Annotated in this window: 20 protein-coding genes; 11 read left to right on the top strand and 9 right to left on the bottom strand. The window is 46.1% G+C overall.

Annotation, left to right across the window (positions count from 1 at the left end; translation table 11 throughout):
* Positions 1-142: 142 nt before the first annotated feature.
* Positions 143-646 carry an FxsA family protein gene (locus DD616_RS06160; protein WP_306307611.1) on the top strand — a complete coding sequence of 168 codons (504 nt, stop codon included), beginning with the start codon at positions 143-145 and terminating at the stop codon, positions 644-646.
* Positions 647-932: 286 nt separating this feature from the next.
* Positions 933-1,145, top strand: coding sequence for a transcription antiterminator/RNA stability regulator CspE (gene cspE, locus DD616_RS06155; protein ID WP_013855834.1), 213 nt, complete (start codon positions 933-935; stop codon positions 1,143-1,145).
* Positions 1,146-1,241: 96 nt separating this feature from the next.
* Here cspE and trmL read toward each other — a convergent pair whose 3' ends face one another.
* The 3 genes from trmL to DD616_RS06140 form a co-directional block, all read right to left on the bottom strand.
* Positions 1,242-1,718: a tRNA (uridine(34)/cytosine(34)/5-carboxymethylaminomethyluridine(34)-2'-O)-methyltransferase TrmL gene (trmL, locus tag DD616_RS06150; RefSeq protein WP_170888863.1), complete on the bottom strand. Its 477-nt coding sequence runs from the start codon at positions 1,716-1,718 to the stop codon at positions 1,242-1,244.
* Positions 1,719-1,817: 99 nt separating this feature from the next.
* Positions 1,818-3,218 (bottom strand): envelope stress sensor histidine kinase CpxA, encoded by a 1,401-nt coding sequence (gene cpxA, locus DD616_RS06145; protein WP_013855836.1) that lies wholly within the window; start codon positions 3,216-3,218, stop codon positions 1,818-1,820.
* Entirely contained in the window at positions 3,218-3,904 is a 687-nt protein-coding gene (locus tag DD616_RS06140; RefSeq protein ID WP_013855837.1) for a response regulator, read from the bottom strand. Before DD616_RS06140 ends, cpxA begins: the two co-directional genes overlap by 1 nt.
* Before the next feature lie 183 nt (positions 3,905-4,087).
* Between DD616_RS06140 and DD616_RS06135 the strand changes: the two genes are divergently transcribed.
* The 3 genes from DD616_RS06135 (at position 4,088) to pfkA (ending at position 6,839) form a co-directional block, all read left to right on the top strand.
* Positions 4,088-4,585, top strand: a complete 498-nt coding sequence (locus tag DD616_RS06135) for a CpxP family protein (protein ID WP_017049227.1) — start codon at positions 4,088-4,090, stop codon at positions 4,583-4,585.
* A gap of 122 nt (positions 4,586-4,707) precedes the next feature.
* Complete coding sequence (gene fieF, locus DD616_RS06130; RefSeq protein WP_010318335.1) at positions 4,708-5,616, top strand: CDF family cation-efflux transporter FieF; 909 nt, start codon at positions 4,708-4,710, stop codon at positions 5,614-5,616.
* 260 nt (positions 5,617-5,876) lie between these two features.
* On the top strand, positions 5,877-6,839 hold the full coding sequence (gene pfkA / locus DD616_RS06125) for a 6-phosphofructokinase (protein ID WP_026027886.1): 963 nt from the start codon (positions 5,877-5,879) through the stop codon (positions 6,837-6,839).
* A 111-nt stretch (positions 6,840-6,950) separates the two neighbouring features.
* On the opposite strand, the gene glpX is transcribed toward pfkA, so the two are convergent.
* Positions 6,951-7,958, bottom strand: a complete 1,008-nt coding sequence (gene glpX, locus DD616_RS06120) for a class II fructose-bisphosphatase (protein ID WP_013855841.1) — start codon at positions 7,956-7,958, stop codon at positions 6,951-6,953.
* A 317-nt stretch (positions 7,959-8,275) separates the two neighbouring features.
* On the opposite strand from glpX, the gene zapB reads away from it, so the two are divergent.
* Entirely contained in the window at positions 8,276-8,518 is a 243-nt protein-coding gene (gene zapB / locus DD616_RS06115) for a cell division protein ZapB (protein WP_010318338.1), read from the top strand.
* A 118-nt stretch (positions 8,519-8,636) separates the two neighbouring features.
* Here the strand turns inward: zapB and metF are convergent, their stop codons facing one another.
* The 3 genes from metF to DD616_RS06100 all read right to left on the bottom strand — a co-directional run bounded on the left by metF (position 8,637) and on the right by DD616_RS06100 (position 13,350).
* Positions 8,637-9,527 carry a methylenetetrahydrofolate reductase gene (metF, locus tag DD616_RS06110; protein WP_017043191.1) on the bottom strand — a complete coding sequence of 297 codons (891 nt, stop codon included), beginning with the start codon at positions 9,525-9,527 and terminating at the stop codon, positions 8,637-8,639.
* Between the two features lie 245 nt (positions 9,528-9,772).
* A complete protein-coding gene (locus DD616_RS06105) occupies positions 9,773-12,184 on the bottom strand; it encodes a bifunctional aspartate kinase/homoserine dehydrogenase II (protein ID WP_208872066.1) in 2,412 nt (803 codons plus the stop codon).
* Positions 12,184-13,350 (bottom strand): O-succinylhomoserine (thiol)-lyase, encoded by a 1,167-nt coding sequence (locus tag DD616_RS06100; RefSeq protein WP_017049224.1) that lies wholly within the window; start codon positions 13,348-13,350, stop codon positions 12,184-12,186. Before DD616_RS06100 ends, DD616_RS06105 begins: the two co-directional genes overlap by 1 nt.
* A 393-nt stretch (positions 13,351-13,743) precedes the next feature.
* Between DD616_RS06100 and metJ the strand changes: the two genes are divergently transcribed.
* Positions 13,744-14,070 carry a met regulon transcriptional regulator MetJ gene (metJ, locus tag DD616_RS06095; protein WP_010318342.1) on the top strand — a complete coding sequence of 109 codons (327 nt, stop codon included), beginning with the start codon at positions 13,744-13,746 and terminating at the stop codon, positions 14,068-14,070.
* Positions 14,071-14,218: 148 nt separating this feature from the next.
* Here metJ and DD616_RS06090 read toward each other — a convergent pair whose 3' ends face one another.
* Positions 14,219-15,496, bottom strand: a complete 1,278-nt coding sequence (locus DD616_RS06090) for a malic enzyme-like NAD(P)-binding protein (RefSeq protein ID WP_026027888.1) — start codon at positions 15,494-15,496, stop codon at positions 14,219-14,221.
* 205 nt (positions 15,497-15,701) lie between these two features.
* Positions 15,702-15,917: a 50S ribosomal protein L31 gene (rpmE, locus tag DD616_RS06085; protein ID WP_010318344.1), complete on the bottom strand. Its 216-nt coding sequence runs from the start codon at positions 15,915-15,917 to the stop codon at positions 15,702-15,704.
* 268 nt (positions 15,918-16,185) lie between these two features.
* Here rpmE and priA point away from each other — a divergent pair, with 268 nt between their 5' ends.
* The 4 genes from priA to hslV all read left to right on the top strand — a co-directional run bounded on the left by priA (position 16,186) and on the right by hslV (position 21,032).
* Positions 16,186-18,387 carry a primosomal protein N' gene (gene priA, locus DD616_RS06080; RefSeq protein ID WP_208872065.1) on the top strand — a complete coding sequence of 734 codons (2,202 nt, stop codon included), beginning with the start codon at positions 16,186-16,188 and terminating at the stop codon, positions 18,385-18,387.
* A gap of 305 nt (positions 18,388-18,692) precedes the next feature.
* Positions 18,693-19,700: a DNA-binding transcriptional regulator CytR gene (cytR, locus tag DD616_RS06075; RefSeq protein ID WP_017043195.1), complete on the top strand. Its 1,008-nt coding sequence runs from the start codon at positions 18,693-18,695 to the stop codon at positions 19,698-19,700.
* 102 nt (positions 19,701-19,802) lie between these two features.
* On the top strand, positions 19,803-20,345 hold the full coding sequence (locus tag DD616_RS06070; RefSeq protein WP_017043196.1) for an SPOR domain-containing protein: 543 nt from the start codon (positions 19,803-19,805) through the stop codon (positions 20,343-20,345).
* Between the two features lie 120 nt (positions 20,346-20,465).
* The gene (gene hslV, locus DD616_RS06065; protein ID WP_010317615.1) at positions 20,466-21,032 is read left to right on the top strand and encodes an ATP-dependent protease subunit HslV; all 567 of its coding nucleotides are present in this window, start codon (positions 20,466-20,468) and stop codon (positions 21,030-21,032) included.
* The last annotated feature ends 19 nt before the right edge of the window (positions 21,033-21,051 follow it).

Genomic DNA, 21,051 nt, shown 5'->3' with positions numbered 1-21,051 from the left:
GCCAATATTCGGTCTATTTTAAGATAGATACTGGCTCTATTTAGTCATTTAGGCTGCGAGGTGGTGCTCTTTGATTGAGCGTTGAGTGTTGTAGTCGCCTGTGGTTGACGGTAAGGTGAGAGCAATAAACAAAGGAGGGCGTGTGTTTCCAATCTTACTTCTGGCTTTTATTTTTGTGCCAATCATTGAAATTGGTCTCTTTATCCAAGTAGGCAGCTTGCTAGGTATGTGGCCAACTATCGCCTTGGTGCTGATTACGGCATTTGTTGGTGCATCATTGGTTAGTAGTCAAGGGATACAAACTTTACTTAGCGTTCAACACCGTTTGCACCAAGGTGAGCTACCTGCGCAGCAAATTATTGAGGGCGTGATGCTGGCGGTGGCGGGTGTGCTACTTTTAGTACCGGGTTTTTTGACCGATGCACTTGGTATGGTGGTGTTATTGCCTGCGCCTCGGGCTTTGCTTGCCAACTATTTGATGAATAAAGTGGTGGTGAATGGTGTATCAGGCCGTTTTCAGGCGCAGTTTGATGATAGCCGTCATAACAAAGCCCCATTTGATCGTGACTTTGAACCATCTGAAACGGGAAAAACCTTCGAAGGTGAATTTGAACGTAAAGATGATGAACATAATAGGCTGAAATAAAAGACTTTTTATGGTGTTTCTTACTCTATTGTTTTGAGTTGTAAAAATTAAATGCCGAAATAGATTGCTTAGTGCAACGTTAGCGAATATAGTTACCTCGCTCTGTTGTTCAGGGGTTATTAATGAAACAAAAAATAAAAGTAAAAGTAAATTCTCAGAATCCCATCGTAAAAGTTGATGTCCTCAGTGTTTCCCTTACCTTATTAGTAACATTAAATAATTCAATCTATCAGTGCATTGCGCATAAGCGCGATAACTTTATGAATTTAAATAAAAGGGACACATTATGTCTAACAAAACAACTGGTTCTGTAAAATGGTTTAACGAAACTAAAGGTTTCGGCTTCCTTACTCAAGATAACGGCGGCGCTGACGTGTTCGTACACTTCAATGCAATCGCTTCTGACGGTTTCAAAACTCTAATTGAAGGCCAAAAAGTGTCTTTCAATGTAGAAAACGGTCAAAAAGGCCTACAAGCAGCTCAAGTAACTGTTCTGTAATCTAGCCTAATATCTAGAATTAATAAAAAGGTCGCCTAGGCGGCCTTTTTGCTATTTGGTGATTTATCTTCCTACCGTTTTAGAACACTAGCGCTGTTATTGCGCACCTTCAAAGCCCATTTGACGCCACGCTTCAAACGCAATAATAGCGACCGCATTAGAGAGATTTAAACTGCGAGCTTCTGCCATCATCGGAATACGAATACGTTGTGTCATCGGTAGGCTTTCGATGACTTGCGCTGGTAATCCACGAGTTTCTGGGCCAAACATCAACACATCTCCTTTTTGAAACTGCGCATCGACGTGGTGCCCCGTGGTTTTAGTGGTACAAGCAAAAATCCGGTACGTTTCGCGCTCTGCATTGAGGTAGTCTATAAAGGCATCCAAGTTGGCATGACGCGTTACGCGCGCTAAATCGTGGTAATCAAGCCCTGCACGGCGCACTTTCTTCTCTTCTAGATCAAAACCCAGCGGTTCAATAAGATGCAAATTAGCGCCGCAATTGGCACACAAGCGAATAATATTTCCGGTATTAGGGGCGATTTCAGGTTCGTAAAGTGCGATATCAAACATGGTATAGCTGCTCTTAAGGAGTGTGGGCCGGAAGTATAAGGTGACGAGCCTATTGAGTACAAGTCACCCGTTATTTGGCAATATAGGCATAAGTGGAATTTAACTATCCAATGGGAGCGTGAATTGTACTTTTAACCCACCTAATTGGCTGCGACTTGCGTGAATCGTACCGCTGTGTTGACGAATGGCACTTTCGGTGATGGCTAAACCTAACCCTGTACCACCACTGTGCCTATCACGCGCAGTGGAAACACGATAAAAGGGGCGGAAAATATCGTCTAACTCGTTTTCGGGAACGCCTTCACCATTGTCTTCCACGCAAACCGATAGTCTGCCTTTTTCGACCGAAAAGGTAATATTGATTTCATCTTTGCCATAGTAAATGGCGTTACGCACAATGTTTTCCAATGCGCTCATCAGCAGTTTTGGTGTGCCGGAAATCGTGTGCGGTGGAATCGCATTATAGGTGAGTCTTTTTTCCATCTGCTCGGCCTCAAATTGGGCATCACTCAATAATTCCTCCCATAAACTGGATAGCGGTTGAGTTTCTCGGCTGAGATGGCTATTGGTTTGCATACGCGAAAGCGTCAGAAGTTCACCGATCATCTGCTCTAAACGCTGTGCTTCGGTGTCGATCCGCTCCAATTCTGAGCTGCTACCTTGTTTTCGAGTGGCAAGTGCATTGGCCATTCTCAGTCGAGTTAAAGGGGAGCGCAGCTCGTGTGAAATATCCGACAGCAATCGCTGCTGGCCAGAAATCATCTGATTGACGGCTTCTACCATTTGGTTAAAGCTTTTTCCTGCTTGGCGAAATTCACTGGTGCCTTTTTCTAAGCTTGGGTCGACCACAAATTCGCCGCGAGCGACCCGTTTGGCGGCTTGCTCGAGGCGGCTGGCGGGTTGACTCAATGCCCATGCGAGCCATAAGAGTAGTGGTGTACTGACGAGCATCACGGCAAGCAGTAGGCCGAACGGACGGTCGAATAGTTGCAATAAGAACGGAGGGGGCTCATTCCAGCGAATACCGACAAACATGAGTAGATCTTGCTTAGCAAGGGTAATTGGTAATGGACCTGAAATCATATAACGGCCATAGAGCTTCTGTTGTGGCTTATCAATGGATTCAATGCTGGTCACGAAATTTTGGAGTGCTTTAAACTTAAAGTCGGCTTGAGTTTTGGTGGTGAGAATTGTGCCATCTGGCGTTGTGATAAAGAATTGTGGAGTGCCGTTCTTCTCGCGCATGTGCCCTTCACCACGCTTGTTGCTGCTACTTTCTAAACGAAAGAGGATGCGTGTGAGTTCATGCTCATCTTTAAACATACTCTCTATTTTTTGTTTTAAGTGTGTAAGACGTTGGTATTCATCGCTAGGTATATCACGGGTTTTACGAGGATCAAGGTGCGGCAGTGCTAATACTGCGATCAGCACCAGCAGCATCGTAAACCAAAAAATGGCAAAAATTCTGCCATAAAGGCTGTTGATTTTAGGTAGGCGCATTAATCCTCCAGAATCATGAGGTAGCCACGACCACGCAGCGTTTTAATCCGTGATTTACCATCGACACGCTCAGGTAATTTCTTGCGTAAATTCGAGACGTGCATATCAATCGCGCGGTCAAAGGCCGCCAACCGTTTTCCTAGAACATCAAGGCTGAGCGCTTCTTTAGTTAAGGTTTCGCCTGGGTTTTGCACAAAATGAGTCAGCAAGGCAAATTCCGTGGTGGTAAGGTCCAGCAATTGCCCTTGGCAATAGGCTTCCTGCTTGCTGGGGTATACTTGAATATCTTGGCACTCAATGACTTCATTATGTTTGGTGCCATTGCTGGTTTGGGTTCGGCGCAAAATCGCGCGAATGCGTGCCAGCAGCTCTCGGTCACTGAAAGGCTTCGGTAAATAGTCATCCGCGCCGAGTTCTAGACCGATGACGCGATCGATCTCCTCTCCTTTGGCGGTGAGCATTAATACCGGGGTATGCCAGTTTTCACGTAACTTTTTCAGCGTTTCCATCCCATTAAGTTTAGGCATCATTACATCGAGTAAGACAAGATCAATGCGATCATGAATGGCCGCGAGCCCGCTCTCTCCATCATTCGCTTCAGAGACATCGAAGCCTTCATAGCTCAAGACTTCTTTTAGTAAGCTGGTGAGCTCAGTATCATCATCAATCAGAAGAATATGCGCCATGTGTCGCCTCGTCGTTGGGGAAGTTATGGGTACAGTTTACTGCGAAATAGGCAAGATATTCAGTGAGCGGTAAGCTCTTTACGATTCTTTACGCTCACTATACGTTGCTTTACCGTACAGGCCCTATTCTACACTCAAGCGCTGTGAATACAGCTTGTTAGAATCCACTTAGTGAAGGAATAGATGATGAAAATGGCAAAAAAATTAGTACTTGCGGCGGTGATACTTCCTCTGACTCTTAGCACAGCAAGCGTCTTTGCATTTGGTGGTAAAGAGCAGCATAAAGGCCCAAATGATGAGTGTGGCGGTTTTGATCGCGGCATGATGCAGCAGCTTGATTTGACGTCTGATCAACAAGCAAAGTTGAAAGGAATGCGTGAGGCGAATCGCGAAGCGATGAAGGGTGAGCACAAAGGTCAACGCCAAGCGAAAATGAAAGCGCACCATGACAAAGTACAGGCTCTCGTGCTCGCTGAGAACTTTGATGCGGCAGCGGCAAATGAACTAGCCAAAGAGATGGTCGATCAACAGGTCGCTCACCGTGTCAAGATGCTAGAAAAACGTCATGACATGATGAGTGTGCTAACTCCGGAACAAAAAGCAAAACTGCAAACGCTACAACAAGATCGCATGCAGAAGTGCATGGAAAATGGTCCTAAGCACATGAAAAAAAATAGCTAGTCATTGATAACCGCTAATCATTGATACTAGGCCTCGGGTGAGGCCTGTTCATTTTTGTGTCATATTCATTCTTAATTTGAGAAGGTATACTACCTGCTCATTCTCAAGCTGATTTTAGTGATATGAAACAAGAATACGCACGCCTTGTTACGCTTGCTGCCTGGACAGCAACCCTTGTAGCCTCATTGTTGCTGATAGTAAAAGTGATCGCTTGGTGGGTTACTGGCTCGGTCAGCCTACTCGCATCCTTGATTGATTCCTTACTTGATATTGCCGCTTCCGTGGTCAATTTAATTGTGGTGCGTTACGCACTGCAGCCCGCAGATAAAGAGCACGCCTTTGGTCATGGTAAGGCGGAATCGCTTGCGGCTCTTGCCCAAGCGATGTTCATTTCAGGCTCGGCCTGTTTTCTTATCCTCAATGGGGTTGACCGTTTTTTCCGCCCACACGAATTAACTTCTCCTGAATATGGCGTTTATGTCAGCCTGTTTGCAATGCTAGTGACTTTTGGCTTAGTGTTGTTCCAAAAGCATGTCGTGAAAAAAACGGGCAGCCAAGCCATTGCCGCGGATTCATTGCATTACCAAACCGATCTGTTCATGAATGCGGCGATTATGATCGCGCTTATATTGAGCTGGTTTGGCTTTAAACAGGCCGATGCCATCTTTGCGATCGGCATTGGCGTTTATATTCTTTACAGTGCTTTTCGTATGGTACAAGAGGCCATTCAGACCTTATTGGATCGTAAGTTACCTGATGAGGAATTGAAGCAAATTCGCACAGAATGTCTTTCTGTGGCTGGTGTGTTGGGTGTGCATCAATTAAGAACTCGCATGTCTGGACCTGTAAGATTCATTCAGTTACATCTGGAACTAGATGACAATATCCGCTTGATTGAGGCACATCGCATTTCCGATGAGGTGGAAGATAAGCTACTCGAGGCTTTCCCAGGAGCTGATGTATTAATCCACCAAGATCCTTATTCTGTGGTGTTTGGACCAGAAAAAAAGCAAAAATCACAAGGGTGGTAGCGACAAAAACGCGCTTATTAACTATCTTTTTAAGAACAATAAATAAGCCTGATTCTGATATGAATCAACAAAGCATTAACTCAAAACTGTAATACTCTTACATAAGTAGCAAACTTACATAATTTCGTGCAAATAACAGTAGTATTCCTCTTTAGGAAAGGTAACATTATGCACAGATTAGAAAGATTTTGCTGTCGGTTTTATCGCTAACGGACAGCGTAAAAAATTAGTATTAAGTTCCCAAAAAATCGAGGGTGAGCATGATTAAGAAGATCGGTGTTTTGACTAGTGGCGGTGACGCACCTGGCATGAACGCAGCAATCCGTGGTGTTGTTCGTACGGCACTCGGTGCTGATTTGGAAGTATTTGGTATTTACGATGGCTACCTTGGTCTTTATGAAGATCGCATTAAAAAATTGGATCGTTCAAGCGTTTCTGACGTTATCAATAAAGGTGGTACTTTCCTAGGTTCTGCGCGTTTCCCTGAATTTCGTGAAGTCGCAGTACGTGAAAAAGCGATCGAAAACCTAAGAAAGCATGGTATTGATGCTTTAGTTGTCATCGGCGGTGACGGTTCTTACATGGGTGCGAAAAAGCTGACCGAAATGGGTTTTCCATGCGTTGGTTTACCAGGCACGATTGATAACGACATTGCTGGTACCGATTACACCATTGGCTACTTAACGGCATTGAATACGGTTATCGATGCGATTGACCGTTTACGTGATACTTCCTCTTCTCATCAACGTATTTCTATTGTTGAAATTATGGGTCGTCATTGCGGTGATTTGACTCTGATGTCGGCGATTGCAGGCGGTTGTGAATACATCATCACCCCTGAAACTGGCCTGAATATGGAGCAACTGATTGCAAATGTTCAAGACGGTATTAAGAAAGGTAAGAAACACGCCATTATTGCACTGACTGAGTTGATGATGGATGCTAACCAACTGGCGAAAGAAATTGAAAAAGCAACGGGACGTGAAACTCGCGCTACCGTGCTGGGTCATATTCAACGCGGTGGTCGCCCGACGGCGTTTGACCGTGTTCTTGCGTCACGCATGGGTAATTTTGCAGTACATTTACTGCTTGATGGCCACGGTGGTCGTTGTGTTGGTATTCAGAAAGAGCAGTTGGTTCACCACGATATTATCGACGCAATTGAAAATATGAAGCGTCCAGTTCGCACTGATTTGTATAAAGTGGCTGAAGAGCTGTTTTAACCACTTCTTCCATCTCGGTATAAAGTGATTAAGTAAAAAAGACCGCATTGCGGTCTTTTTTGTCTCTCTATGCTTTGTCGTTAAAATAAAACAGAGCAAAGCACTGGCGGATTACAAAATGATCGCGCGCACTTCTGGGTCTTTGCGCTCTAAGTAGTGAATTGATTTAATACGGCGAATGGTACGACAGCGGCCACGAATTAATAGCGTTTCTGTGGTGGCGATGTTGCCTTTGCGGGTAATACCTTCCAGCAGATCCCCTTTGGTGATACCAGTAGCTGAGAAAATGACGTTATCACTGCGGGCCATCTCTTCCATTTTCAGCACTACGCCAGCTTCGACACCCATTTCCGCGCAGCGAGCTAACTCTTTTGCACCGTAAATGCGGTTTTCTTCCGTATCGCCTTTGACTTCATGACGTGGTAGTAGACGGCCATGCATGTCACCATCTAGAGCTCGGATGACCGCGGCTGAAACCACTCCTTCAGGTGCACCGCCGATGCAGTACATCACGTCGACTTCACTATCAGGCATGCAAGTTAGGATCGAGGCGGCGACATCGCCATCTGGCACAGCAAACACGCGAACACCCATCTCTTGCATCTGCGCTATGGTGGCATCATGGCGAGGTTTCGCTAAGGTGATCACAACTAGAGTGTCTAATGGTTTATTCAGCGCGGCGGCGATATTTTCTAAATTCTCTTTTAAAGGCTTATTGAGGTCAATGCACCCTTTAGCGCCGGGGCCAACCACCAATTTTTCCATGTACATATCAGGTGCTTTAAGGAAGCTGCCTTTTTCGCCAGCCGCCAAAACAGCCAATGCGTTTGACTGGCCCATTGCCGTCATGCGTGTACCTTCAATAGGATCCACTGCGATATCAACCGCATCGCCACCAAGGCCAACAAGCTCGCCAATGTAGAGCATTGGAGCATCGTCAATTTCGCCTTCACCGATTACAATTTCACCTTGGATGTCAGTTTTATTGAGTAGGTTGCGCATGACTTCTACCGCTGCGCCATCGGCCGCATTTTTATCGCCTCGGCCAAGCCATTTGTAACCTGCCAGTGCGGCACCTTCAGTGACTCGAGAGAATGCCATTGCTAAATCGCGTTTCATGCTAGCTCCAAAGAAAAGGGAATAGGAAATTTCGGCGGGAATTTTAGCATATCAAATAGTAAACGTTTGCTTTTTTAGTTCACAAGGATTGCACTTGATCAAAGCTAAGCCTCAAATTGAGCAAATCCATGGCTAGATAAAGTGTTTTTCAGCCTAGGTTTGGCGCTTAAGTGAGTTGACTGTTAAGTTGAGCCGATTTTTTAGCCAAATAGCGAGAAAATTTGCATATAGTGAGTGTTTCTGAGCGCTGTGCTGAGTAGAATGAACCAATAAGTGAAATTTTGTTCACCTCAACCGAATAACTAAGGGTATGCACCATGTCTTTTGAAGTATTAGAACTACTAGAAGCAAAAATTCAAACCGCAGTTGACACCATCGCACTTCTACAAATGGAAGTGGAAGAGCTTAAAGAAGAGAAACAGCAGCTCGTGAATGAAGCGAATGAGCTAAAAGTAGCGCGTGAAGAGCTTGAGCAAAAAGCGCAACAAATGGAGCAAGAGCAGAATGCATGGCAAGATCGTATTCGTAGCTTACTTGGTAAAATGGACGACGTGGAATAATCTGCTCGCTTAAGTGATACCACAACGCCGACATCAAGTCGGCGTTACTTTTAATCAATCATCGCGTTTTATCACGAACAACATTTACTAATAATAGCGTTATGAGTGCAGAGAAAGTTTATGCTTTAGGTCTTACGCCCAACGTATGGCACAATGCGTAGGTCATTTCAGCGCGATTGAGCGTATAGAAATGGAAGTCTTTGACACCTTCACGGCTTAAAATGCGAACCATGTCAATTGCTTGGCTTGCACCCACGAGCTGGCGTGTGGTTGGGTCATCATCTAATCCATTAAATTGTTTCGCCATCCATCCGGGGACTTTAACGTTGTTTTGCGCGGCAAAGCGAGAAGCTTGTTTAAAGTTTGATACCGGTAGAATGCCCGGTACAATTTCAGCATCAATACCAGCAGCTACGCAGCGGTCGCGAAATCGTAAGTAGCTTTCAACATCAAAAAAGAATTGAGTAATTGCGCGGTTTGCACCTGCATCAATTTTGCGTTTTAGATTGACCAGATCGGATTGCGCGCTTTTCGCTTCAGGGTGGACTTCTGGAAATGCCGCGACAGAAATATCAAAATCATGGCGAGATTTGAGTAGAGTCACTAAGTCGGAAGCATACATTTCTGGTTTGCCGCCACCAGCGGGAATATCGCCACGCAGTGCAACTATGTTCTGGATGCCGTTGTGCCAGTAGTCATCGGCAATCTGAATCAGCTCATCGCGAGAGGCATCAATGCAAGTGAGGTGCGGTGCTGCAATAAGGCCAGTTTGATCTTTAATCTCTTTAATGATCGAATGGGTGCGGTCGCGCTCGCCAGAGTTTGCTCCGTAAGTCACAGAAACAAATTTAGGTTGCAGGGTTTTTAAACGGTGAACGGAATTCCACAATGTCTCTTCCATTTGCGCTGAGCTGGGTGGAAAAAACTCAAATGAGACATTGATATTATCTGATAGCTCAGCCACGTTCTGGTTGAGTGCATCAATATGACCGGCGTGCGTGTATCCCATTTTATTTCTCCCTGTGGCGTTCTTCCGCCAATCTATCATTCCTTAAGTTGACGTTTAGACGTCTATATGTCCACAGAATGTATTGAATAGCATTTAATGTCAACACTGTAATTATAAATATTATTCATGTTGATTGTGAGTGACCTTCAAGTCATGCTCAACCTCGGTATGCATGACCTAATATCATCCTTTCGCAGTTAAATTAAGGAGCCTAGTGGCCCCTTAATCTGGAATAAGCTGGAGTGTTACAGCAAGCTTGACAGCAAGTTGAGGTCCGATTGGATAGCTCCTGCTGTCACTTCTCTACCAGCGCCCGGGCCACGAATCACTAACGGGTTATCGCGATACCATTTACTCTCGATAGCAAAGATGTTGTCACAAGGTAAAAGGTTAGCCAAAGCGTGTTCACGCTCTAAAGCTTCAACCCCCACCGTTGCTTTGCCATTTTTCTCAAGCCTTGCGACATAGCGTAGCACTTTATCTTCACGTTGTGCTTTGGTTAGTCTCTCTGCTAATTTTTCACTCAGCAGTTGGCCTTTGTCTAAAAAGTCATCCAGTGAGAGGTGCTTGAGCTCATCAGGAACCAGTGATTCAACTTTGACATTTTCCGGTTCGATATGTAATCCCGCTTCACGGGCTAGGATCACCAGTTTGCGCATTACGTCTGAACCATCCAGATCGCTGCGCGGATCAGGCTCGGTAAGTCCTTGTTGCCATGCTAAATCGACCAGTTCGCTAAACGGTATTGAGCCGTCGAATTGCTGAAATAACCAAGATAAAGTGCCAGAGAAAATACCAGAGAGGGCGACGATTTCATCACCGCTTTCACGCAAATCACGTACCGTGTGGTTAATGGGTAAGCCTGCGCCAACCGTCGCGTTGTAGAGCCAATGGCGGCTAATTTTCGCGAACGCTTCTTTGATTTGGTGGTAATCGACGCTAGAGGAAGAGCCCGCGACTTTATTCGCTGAGATGAGGTGCATCCCATTTTCAGCAATGTTGAGGTAGTGATCAGCCAGTTCTTTGCTTGCGGTTACATCGAGCACAACCGCTTCGTCATATCCTTGAATATTGCTTAATCGTTGTAGCCAAGCCATTCCCTCACTGGCAATCGCTTCATCGTCAAAATGCTTTAAAACCGATGCTGCATCAATCCCTTGCTCATCAAACCAATAGGTTTGGCTATCGACCACCGCGACCAACTCGAAGTTCATGCCATGGCGTTTTTCTAACTCTGATTTTTGTTCAGCAAAGAGTTTTAACCAACTCGAACCAATGTTGCCTTTGCCACACAGTGCCAGTGCGACCCGTTTTTGCGCCTGAAATAGTTGGTTATGCATACCCACCACTAAGGGGGTGATCGGCGTTTTACGCAGTACCGCGACTAAACTCAGCCCAGATTCGGCTTCACAGATAAACTCGATCGGTGATGAACGTAGCTGTTGATAAAAGCCGTAGCAGTGATTGGGGTTTTTCGTCACTCCCGCACCCACAGCACCCACTAATGAAAAGCCTTCTTTGAGTTTAATTTCTGCTTCAAAAGCGGCATCTTGCAGATGGGCTAGGGCTCCGCCTGAAATCTCAGCAGTATAGGCAAGACGCAGTTGGTGTTGATCGGCTTGAGTATCGAAAGCTAGCGGTTCGAGTTGAGCACGACGCAAGCTGCGTAGTACATCACTTTGTAGGCGCTGGAAGTCATGCCCGTGAGCAAAATTAAGCTCAATCAACAGCACATCATCAAGTGAAGTAATGATTTTGGCACCGCGTCCCGATGCCAATACACGCTCAATGCGAGTCGAGCCTGCTTCGGGTTGATAACTGCAGCGCAAGTGCAAATCCATGGTGCTTTGCGCCACGGGCTGCAAAGTTCGGCTGTGCAATACTGGGGCGGCAAGGCGCGCTAACTCGTTGGTTTCGTCCAAACGCAGTAGCGGCAGTAAACAGGCATCACTAACAATGCGCGGGTCGGCGCTATAAACACCGGCCACATCACTCCAAATCGTTACTCGGTTTACTTCCGCAAGTGCGCCGATCATAGTGGCGGAGTAATCAGAGCCATTGCGCCCAAGTAGCACAGTATCACCTTGTTCACTGCGAGCCATAAAGCCTGTGATGATCACTCGGTGATGCGCGTGTTGTGCCAAAATTTCTTTCAGCAAAGGGTAGGAGCGAGCGCGATCCACTTCCGGTTGTGTGCCTGCTTGCGCGCGAAGAAATTCGCGGGCGTCTTGTGCCACAGCCGCAAGATTATGTTGATTGAGTAACGCCGCCAATAAGCGTGATGACCACACTTCACCATGGCCAAGTACCGCCGCTTGTTGAGCTGGCGATAGGGGCGCGCAAAGCTGACCCAAGGTGCGAATTTCGTTGGTGAGTAAAGTGATGAGCGGTTGCGCTGCATCTTCATCGAGCAGCGCGTTGATTAAATCGATTTGGTACTGACGGACCGATTGCAAGTTCTCATGAGCTACTCGGCCATCTTTATTGAGAGCGTCGAGAAATTCGATTAAACGATTGGTGGTTTTTCCTGCGGCAGAAACCACCACCAAATCATCAGCTTGAGAATACTCTTTTAAGATATTAACGACCCGTTTGTAGCATTCAGGATCGGCAAGGCTGCTACCGCCAAACTTGTGCAATTGACGTAGGGCAGTCATTAATAGGCCTCCTTCGCTTTAGCAAAGGCTTGAGCGAGATCGTCAATCAAATCTTGGGCATCTTCTAAGCCGACCGATAGGCGTAATAGCTGCTGTGAAACACCGGCTTCGGCCAACGCTTCTTCGCCCATCGCTCGGTGAGTCATCGAAGCGGGGTGGCAGATTAAGCTCTCCACGCCTCCTAATGATTCTGCCAGTGAGAATAATGTTAACTGAGAGACAAAATATTTGAGCTGTTCAAAGCTGCCCGCAAACTCAAAACTGAGCATAGAGCCAAAGCCAGATTGCTGCTTTTTCGCTATCTCATGGCCAGGATGCTCTGGCAAACTCGGGTGATAAATGACCTTTACTAAGGCTTCGCTTTGCAGATAGTCCAAAATGGCACGTGAGCTTTCCTCATGGACGCGCATTCTTGCGCCTAAGGTACGAATGCCACGCAGCGTCATATAGCTATCAAAAGGGGTTCCCGTTGAGCCAAGGCAGTTGCCCCACCATGCTAGCTCTTCAGCGTGCTGCTCTGTTTTGGTGATAACAACTCCGCCAATTACATCGGAGTGGCCATTGATGAATTTGGTGGTGGAGTGGATGACAAAATCTGCGCCCAACTCTAATGGTTTTTGGAAAACTGGCGTTAAGAAGGTGTTGTCAACCGCCACTAATGCACCGACGGCGTGTGCTTGTTGGCAAATATCAGCAATATCTACCACGCGAACTAATGGGTTGGATGGGGTTTCAATGAGTACCAATTTAGGTTTTTTCGCCAAAGCGGCCTGCAAAGCGTTTGGATCGGATTGATCAATAAAGAGTGTCTTAAAATCGCCTTTTTTGGCGCGTGTATTAAACAGTCGATATGTGCCACCGTAACAGTCATGCGGGGCCACAATCAGATCGTCAGGACTTAAAAAGGCGGAAACCCATAGATTCAGCGCCGAAGTGCCACAGTTAGTCACCACAGCGCCTTGACCCGATTCGAGTTCAAACAACGCTTTTTCGAGCAGACCGCGATTCGGGTTGCCAGAGCGTGTGTAATCGTATTTAGGCACTTCACCAAACGCAGGAAAGCTATAATTTGTCGAAAGATAAATTGGAGGCACAACAGCATGATATTGAGAGTCTGATTCAATACCGGTTCTAACGGCGATGGTGGCTGGCTTGCGAGTGGTCATGACGGTTTCCTTACTTAATTAAACTCAATAAACTGACTTTTATTGAGGGGTTCCTGCTTTACCTGAGGACAACGAAATGGCAACGTCCATTGTCTCGAGTATTAGCTATATCCGATAGTGCGTGAGATTGCTATCCCCTTTCTAACTTGAAGTTGCTGCGATGTTGGCTAGGTTCACCTACTTCAATAACATAGTCTGGCTGCCTTGACTTGCCGCTCTGCTGAAATTTCAAGTATTTCGGGTATCTCTTTGTCGATAATGGCACACTTTACTGAACTCAAAAGAAGACGTCAATATATCTAGACGTCTATATGTCTTTGCTTGTGGCGGTAAATCCCGCTAAAATCCAACTTTCAAATTTTTAACGACCAATTACGATAACGAAGGTGCGCAATGGCAGACTGGAATGGGGAATACATTAGCCCATATGCTGAACATGGGAAGAAGAGTGAGCAAGTCAAAAAAATCACCGTTTCAATCCCATTGAAAGTGTTGAAAGTATTAACTGATGAGCGCACTCGCCGTCAAATCAATAACTTACGCCACGCAACGAACAGTGAACTGCTGTGTGAAGCCTTCTTGCATGCTTATACTGGTCAACCTTTACCGACCGACGAAGATTTGAGAAAAGATCGTCCAGACGATATTCCGACGGAAGCAAAAGCATTAATGACCGCAATGGGCATTGAATTTGAAGCGTATGATGATGAAGAAGTGTAGCGCGTAATTGCGGTATAACGAGATAAAATAGAGAGGATACTGGGTAAGTTGCCATTGTGACTTTGGCTCTGTGTCTCAGAATATAAAAAAACCGCTGAAAGTCAGCGGTTTTTTTTCGAGCGAGGCATTTAGCCGCTCAAGCTTGTGATTATTCTTGCATGTAATTGACTGGCATCTCGATTCGAGCGACGCCAGAGTCAACCGCTGCTTGAGCAACCGCTTTAGCAACACGAGGCAGTAGGCGTGGGTCCATCGGTTTTGGAATGATGTATTCAGGGCCGAAACTTAACGCTTTTACGCCTGCAGCTTTCAACACTTCAGCCGGCACTTCTTCTTTAGCCAGTTCACGTATCGCCTCAACTGCGGCTAGCTTCATTTGGTCATTAATTTCACTAGCACGGACATCCAAAGCGCCACGGAAAATAAATGGGAAGCACAACACATTGTTGACTTGGTTTGGATAATCGCTACGGCCTGTGCCGAGAATTAAATCGTCACGTACCGCGCGTGCGAGTTCCGGTTTAATTTCCGGATCAGGGTTTGAGCAAGCAAATACGATCGGTTTATCGGCCATTAATTTTAGCGCTTCGGCAGGCAGCAGGTTGGGACCTGACACACCTAGGAATAAGTCAGCGCCTTCAATCACATCTTCCAGTGTGCGTTTGTCGGTGTTATTAGCAAACAACTGCTTATATTCATTGATGTCATCGCGACGAGTATGAATCACACCTTTGCGATCAAGCATGTAGATTTTTTCACGCATTGCGCCGCACTTAATCAGTAGTTCCATGCAAGCGGTAGCTGCTGCGCCAGCGCCAAGGCAGACGATAGTGCATTCGTTGAGTTTCTTGCCTTGTAGTTCAATCGCATTGAGCATGCCAGCGGCGGTAACAATCGCAGTGCCGTGTTGATCGTCATGGAAAACAGGCACATTACAGCGCTCGATCAAACGGCGTTCAATCTCAAAGCAATCTGGTGCTTTGATATCTTCTAAGTTGATGCCGCCAAAGGTGTCGGCGATGTTGGCAACCGTATCGACAAATTCATCGATTGTGCGGTGTTTTACTTCAATATCAATTGAATCAAGCCCAGCAAAGCGTTTAAACAGTAGCGCTTTTCCTTCCATGACGGGCTTGGAAGCCATCGGACCTAAGTTACCTAAACCAAGAATAGCCGTGCCGTTTGAGATCACAGCGACGGTGTTGCCTTTCGCAGTGTATTTATAAACGTTGTCGATGTTCTGTGCGATTTCACGAACCGGTTCAGCAACGCCCGGGCTGTAAGCTAGAGCAAGGTCTTCAGCCGAGTCGGCAGGCTTAGTTAATGAAATGGCAATTTTACCCGCGGTTGGGTAAGCATGGTAATCGAGTGCGCGTTGGCGAAATTGTTCTTCTGCCGTTAATTCTTGGTGAGTGTCATCAGACATAGGTATAAGTGCTCGTGTTGGATTGGAAAAGGTCCATAATTCTAATGGATGTCGCTCAAACTTCCTAGGCGGGAACCTGACGTGCTTCATCAAAAAATGGAGAAAATGTCGCAGATAAGACCAGTGCGTACTGACAACTATACAAAAAATGCCAACAAAAAAGGATGCCGAAGCATCCTTTTTTAATTTTCTAGCAAAAAAGAAATTATTTGCTAGAAAGAGCACCGAAACGCTTGTTGAAGCGATCTACACGGCCGCCGGTATCAACGATACGTTGCTTACCAGTGTAGAATGGGTGACATTTGTCACACACGTCTAGGTGGATAGAATCTTTGCCTAGCGTTGAGCTGAACTCGAAAGAGTTGCCGCAAGAACAAGTCGCGCTAACTGCTTTGTACTCTGGATGGATACCAGCTTTCATGGGATAACCTCAAATTGGGCCGCGTCGCTATCCGAATCGAAGCCGGACACCACACGTAGTTAATAAAAAAATGTTGATACCGCTGACTGCTTAACATCAAGCAAGAAGCCATATCATCAAGGCGCGATATATTAATGAATCCTCTTCAGTGGATCAAGCCATTTCGCCGCTATTTTCGCCACATTTTTGTCCAATGACGAAGCTCGAATTTCGGTGACGCATCCAGTAGACTGTCTTTTCACATTTTTTGTAGAACGAACGGTCGATTATGCGCCCCACCATTGCACGCGTTGCCTTACCTGTCCCATTGGATAAGCAGTTTGATTATCAGATCCCAAGTCATCTGTTTCCGATTGTTGGTGGACGAGTGTCGGTGCCATTTGGTCGGCAAACTCTGGTGGGTATCGTCACCGCTATAGTCAGTGAGTCTGAGTTTTCAGTCGATCAATTAAAGCCGCTAAAAGCGGTGCTCGATAGCCAGCCAGTCTGGCCAGAGAAACTCTATCAATTGCTGTTATGGTGTAGCCAATTTTATCAATACCCATTAGGCGACACGTTATTCAATGCATTGCCTGGCGCATTACGCAAAGGGAAAGCGGCCGATTTTTCGACCTTAGTGGAGTGGCAACTGACGCCCAGTGGGCGCGATCAACTCATGCAAGGATTCGGGCGAGCGGTAAAGCAAGCCAAAGTGATGACGATGCTTGAGTCTGGCGCTGTGCCCCATCAACTGTTTATTGATGAAGAGGTAGGTAGCAGCGTACTCAAAACCTTACAAGAGAAAGGCTGGATAGAATCACTGGAAAAACGGCCGACACAGACGGCTTGGCCGCAGAATGTTGAAGCGGATGTGGAAACGCCCAAGCTCAACCAAGAACAAGCGATCGCGATTGCTTCAATTAATAGCCATCACCATTTCGCATGCTATTTACTTGAAGGGGTCACCGGTTCAGGGAAAACCGAAGTTTATCTAAACTTAATCAAGCCCGTTTTAGAAAAAGGACGTCAGGCATTGGTACTGGTGCCTGAGATTGGTCTAACACCACAAACCATTAACCGCTTTCGTAAGCGATTTAATGTGCCAGTTGCCGTGGTCCACTCGGGGCTCAATGAAACCGAGCGCCTCAACGCGTGGTTAGCGGCGCGTGATAATATCGCGGGCATTATTATTGGTACTCGCTCAGCGCTGCTAACGCCTTTTGCAGACCTAGGTATCATCATTGTTGATGAAGAGCACGACGCTTCGTATAAACAGCAAGATAGCCTACGCTACCATGCAAGAGATGTTGCGGTAATGCGTGCAAACCTTGAGCAGATCCCGATTGTGCTTGGTTCTGCCACTCCAGCATTAGAAACGTTGCATAATGCATTGAGCGGCAAATATCATCACTTAAGCTTAACTCAGCGTGCGGGCGTAGCGGTTCCCACTAAAAACAAAGTGTTGGATGTGAAAGGCCTGTTTTTAGAGAGTGGGTTATCAGCGCCGCTGATTGCTGAGATGAGAAAACACCTCAGTGCAGGTAACCAAGTGATGCTGTTTCTCAATCGGCGCGGCTTCTCGCCCGCGCTGATGTGCCATGAATGCGGTTGGATTGCCGAGTGCAAACGTTGCGATGCGTACTATACCTTTCACCAATACAGCAGTGACATGCGTTGTCACCATTGCGGCTCGCAACGTCCGGTGGTTCATCAGTGTCAAGGTTGTGGTTCCACTCAGTTGGTCACGGTTGGGGTAGGTACCGAGCAACTTGAAGCGCAACTGGCGCAGCTTTTCCCCGAATATAAAACGGTGCGTATTGATCGCGATAGTACGCGTCGTAAAGGCAGTTTAGAAAGTGCGTTATCATCGATTCGACAAGGTGAGTATCAGATTTTAATTGGCACGCAGATGCTCGCTAAAGGGCACCATTTTCCCGATGTAACTTTAGTAGCGTTATTGGATGTGGATGGTTCGCTATACAGCAGTGATTTTCGCGCCGCCGAACGCTTGGCGCAGCTATTTACTCAAGTGGCAGGTCGAGCAGGACGCGCTAGTAAACCCGGCGAAGTGATTTTACAAACGCATCACCCGGAACACAGTTTGCTGCAAGCACTGTTGCAAAAGGATTATCGTCATTTTGCAGAAACCGCGTTAGAAGAGCGGAAAATAGCGATGTTGCCACCTTACACCTATCTCACACTGTTTAAAGCGGAATCCAATCAAGCTTCGATGGTGGAAGAGTTTTTACGCCAAATTAGGCATACGTTAGAAGCGCATCCGTTATTTGATGATTCGTGCTTAGTCTTAGGGCCAACTCCAGCCCCATTGGCGAAAAGAGCGGGCAAATATCGCTGGCAGTTATTACTGCAAACTCAACATCGCTCCAAAATGCAAAAACTATTGATGAGTGCTAAGCCTGCGATTGGACTGTTACCATTAGCCAAGAAAATTCGCTGGTCGTTAGATATTGAACCGCAAGATCTCAGTTAAACCTCAGTAGCGTTTTCGATGAAATGAGATGTAACATATTGAAGCAATCGAATGCTAAAAAGGTTACTGTTATTTTTGTCAGCCTATTTAATCCTCTCTAATGTGAGTGGCTTCACGCTTATTATGTAAAATTTGTTAATCTGACCGTAACTTTCTGGGTGGAAATGAATAGACTATCACTCATATATCCGCTGTGAATAACAGCTCAGCGTTCAAAATGGATAACCAGATTTTACAACCGGATTTTATAAACATAACAACGGGTGATTTCAGCCCAGTAACAACTTTTAAAGAGGTTAATTTCTATGGCGACAATGAAGGATGTTGCCCAGCTTGCAGGTGTATCAACCGCCACAGTATCTAGGGCGTTGATGAACCCTGAAAAAGTATCATCTTCAACGCGAAAGCGTGTCGAAGATGCTGTTTTGGAAGCTGGTTACTCACCAAATTCTCTCGCTCGTAACTTACGCCGTAATGAATCTAAAACCATTGTCGCTATCGTGCCTGATATTTGTGACCCTTACTTCACAGAGATCATTCGTGGTATCGAAGATGCGGCGATGGAACATGGTTATTTAGTACTGTTGGGTGATAGTGGTCAGCAGAAAAAGCGAGAAAGTTCGTTAGTTAACCTCGTATTTACTAAGCAGGCCGATGGCATGTTGTTGCTGGGAACTGATTTGCCGTTTGATGTTAGTAAGCCGGAGCAAAAAAACCTGCCACCTATGGTCATGGCATGTGAATTTGCGCCAGAACTTGAGTTGCCGACGGTACATATTGATAACCTTACTTCAGCGTTTGAAGCGGTGAACTATTTGACGCAGCTCGGGCACAAACGCATCGCGCAAATATCGGGGCCAGCAGAGGCCACGCTGTGTAAGTTCCGCCATCAAGGTTATCAACAAGCCTTACGCCGTGCAGGAATTACCATGAACCCTAATTATTGCACTTATGGTGATTTTACTTTTGAAGCTGGGGCTAAAGCACTGCGCCAATTATTGGCGTTATCTGAGCCACCCACAGCCATTTTTAGTCATAATGACAGTATGGCTATCGGTGTCATTAAGGAAGCCAAAAAATTGGGCTTGCGCGTTCCACAAGATATTTCAGTGGTGGGATTTGATGATATTCAATTTGCGCTCTACTGCGATCCACCGTTAACGACCATCTCACAGCCGCGCTATGAGATAGGGCGTCAAGCGATGCTCATGATGCTCGATCTTCTTCGCGGTCAAGAGGTTGGCGCAGGTTCTCGACTATTAGAAACCAAGTTAGTGATTCGAGAAAGCGCAGCACCTCCTCGCTTGAGCTAACCACATGCAGCGCACTTTTGATGCGCTGCAACTCTTTCAACACTATTAAGTCGTTGGAAACTGCATTAACATTGGCACAAACCATCAACTTTTGAATTCTCTGTGGCTAATAAAGATTATGTAAGGCGCGGTCGTAGTCCGAAAAAGCCGACCCCGAAAAAAACAACTCCACGTCGTAAACCTTGGCGTAGTGGCTTATTGGCACTGTTGCTCGTTTCCGGTTTTGGTTATGGGCTGTTCTTACTCAGCCGTGATCCTGAGCCGCCTCAAGCGGTTGTGGTTCCTACAAAACCAGTTGCAAAACCTAAGCCAGAGAAAGTGATCCCACCGCCCCCAGAGGAAAAATGGGATTACGTGGATAGCTTGCCGAAACGTGAAGTAGAAGTAGTAGCCAAAGAACAAAAAGTGTCTGAAATCCCTTATATCATGCAGTGTGGGGCGTACAAAACTTCGGCACAGGCTGAAAGCCGTAAACTTGATATCGCGTTTCAGGGTTTAAAAAGTGAAATCCGAAAAACGGAAGGCAGCAGTTGGTATCGCGTGGTATTAGGGCCATACAAATATAAGCGTGATGCGCAGCGTGACGAGCATAAATTACAACGCGCTAAAATTGAGCCGTGCGCCATTTGGACTGAACCACAATAAGAGCGATCACTCACCGCATCCAATCGATTCGCGGTGAGTGTTTTTTGTGACTTGAAATCTTCCCCAACCATCCTCATATATTTGCTAACTCCATCGTGAAAACAAATAAGAGGTCCTGTCGTGACTACCATCGTCTCTGTACGTCGTAATAATAAAGTTGTCATCGCCGGTGACGGACAAGTATCGCTCGGTAATACAGTAATGAAAGGCAACGCGCGCAAGGTTCGCCGTCTGTACAATAATCAAGTCTTGGCAGGGTTTGCAGGTGGCACAGCCGATGCGTTTACCTTGTTTGAGCGCTTTGAAAGTAAGCTGCAAATGCATCAAGGTCATCTTACTAAGGCCGCGGTTGAGCTGGCAAAAGATTGGCGTAGTGACCGAGCACTGCGTAAGCTAGAAGCGATTTTAGCGGTGGCTGATGAAACTGCATCGCTCATTATTACGGGTAATGGTGACGTCGTTCAACCAGAAAACGACCTGATTGCTATCGGTTCGGGTGGTAATTTTGCCCAAGCTGCGGCGACCGCATTATTAGAAAATACCGATTTAGATGCACGTGAAATCGCTGAAAAAGCACTAAAAATTGCGGGCGACATTTGCGTGTTTACCAACCATTTCCACACTATCGAAGAACTAGAAATACCGGCGGAATTGCTACTGCAACAAACAGTGACCACCGAAAAATAAAGACAGTGTTAGGGTAAAG

The sequence above is a fragment of the Vibrio anguillarum genome (genome assembly GCF_003390515.1).
Taxonomy (GTDB): Bacteria; Pseudomonadota; Gammaproteobacteria; order Enterobacterales; family Vibrionaceae; genus Vibrio; species Vibrio anguillarum.
This window is presented reverse-complemented; position numbering and strand designations above follow the sequence as displayed.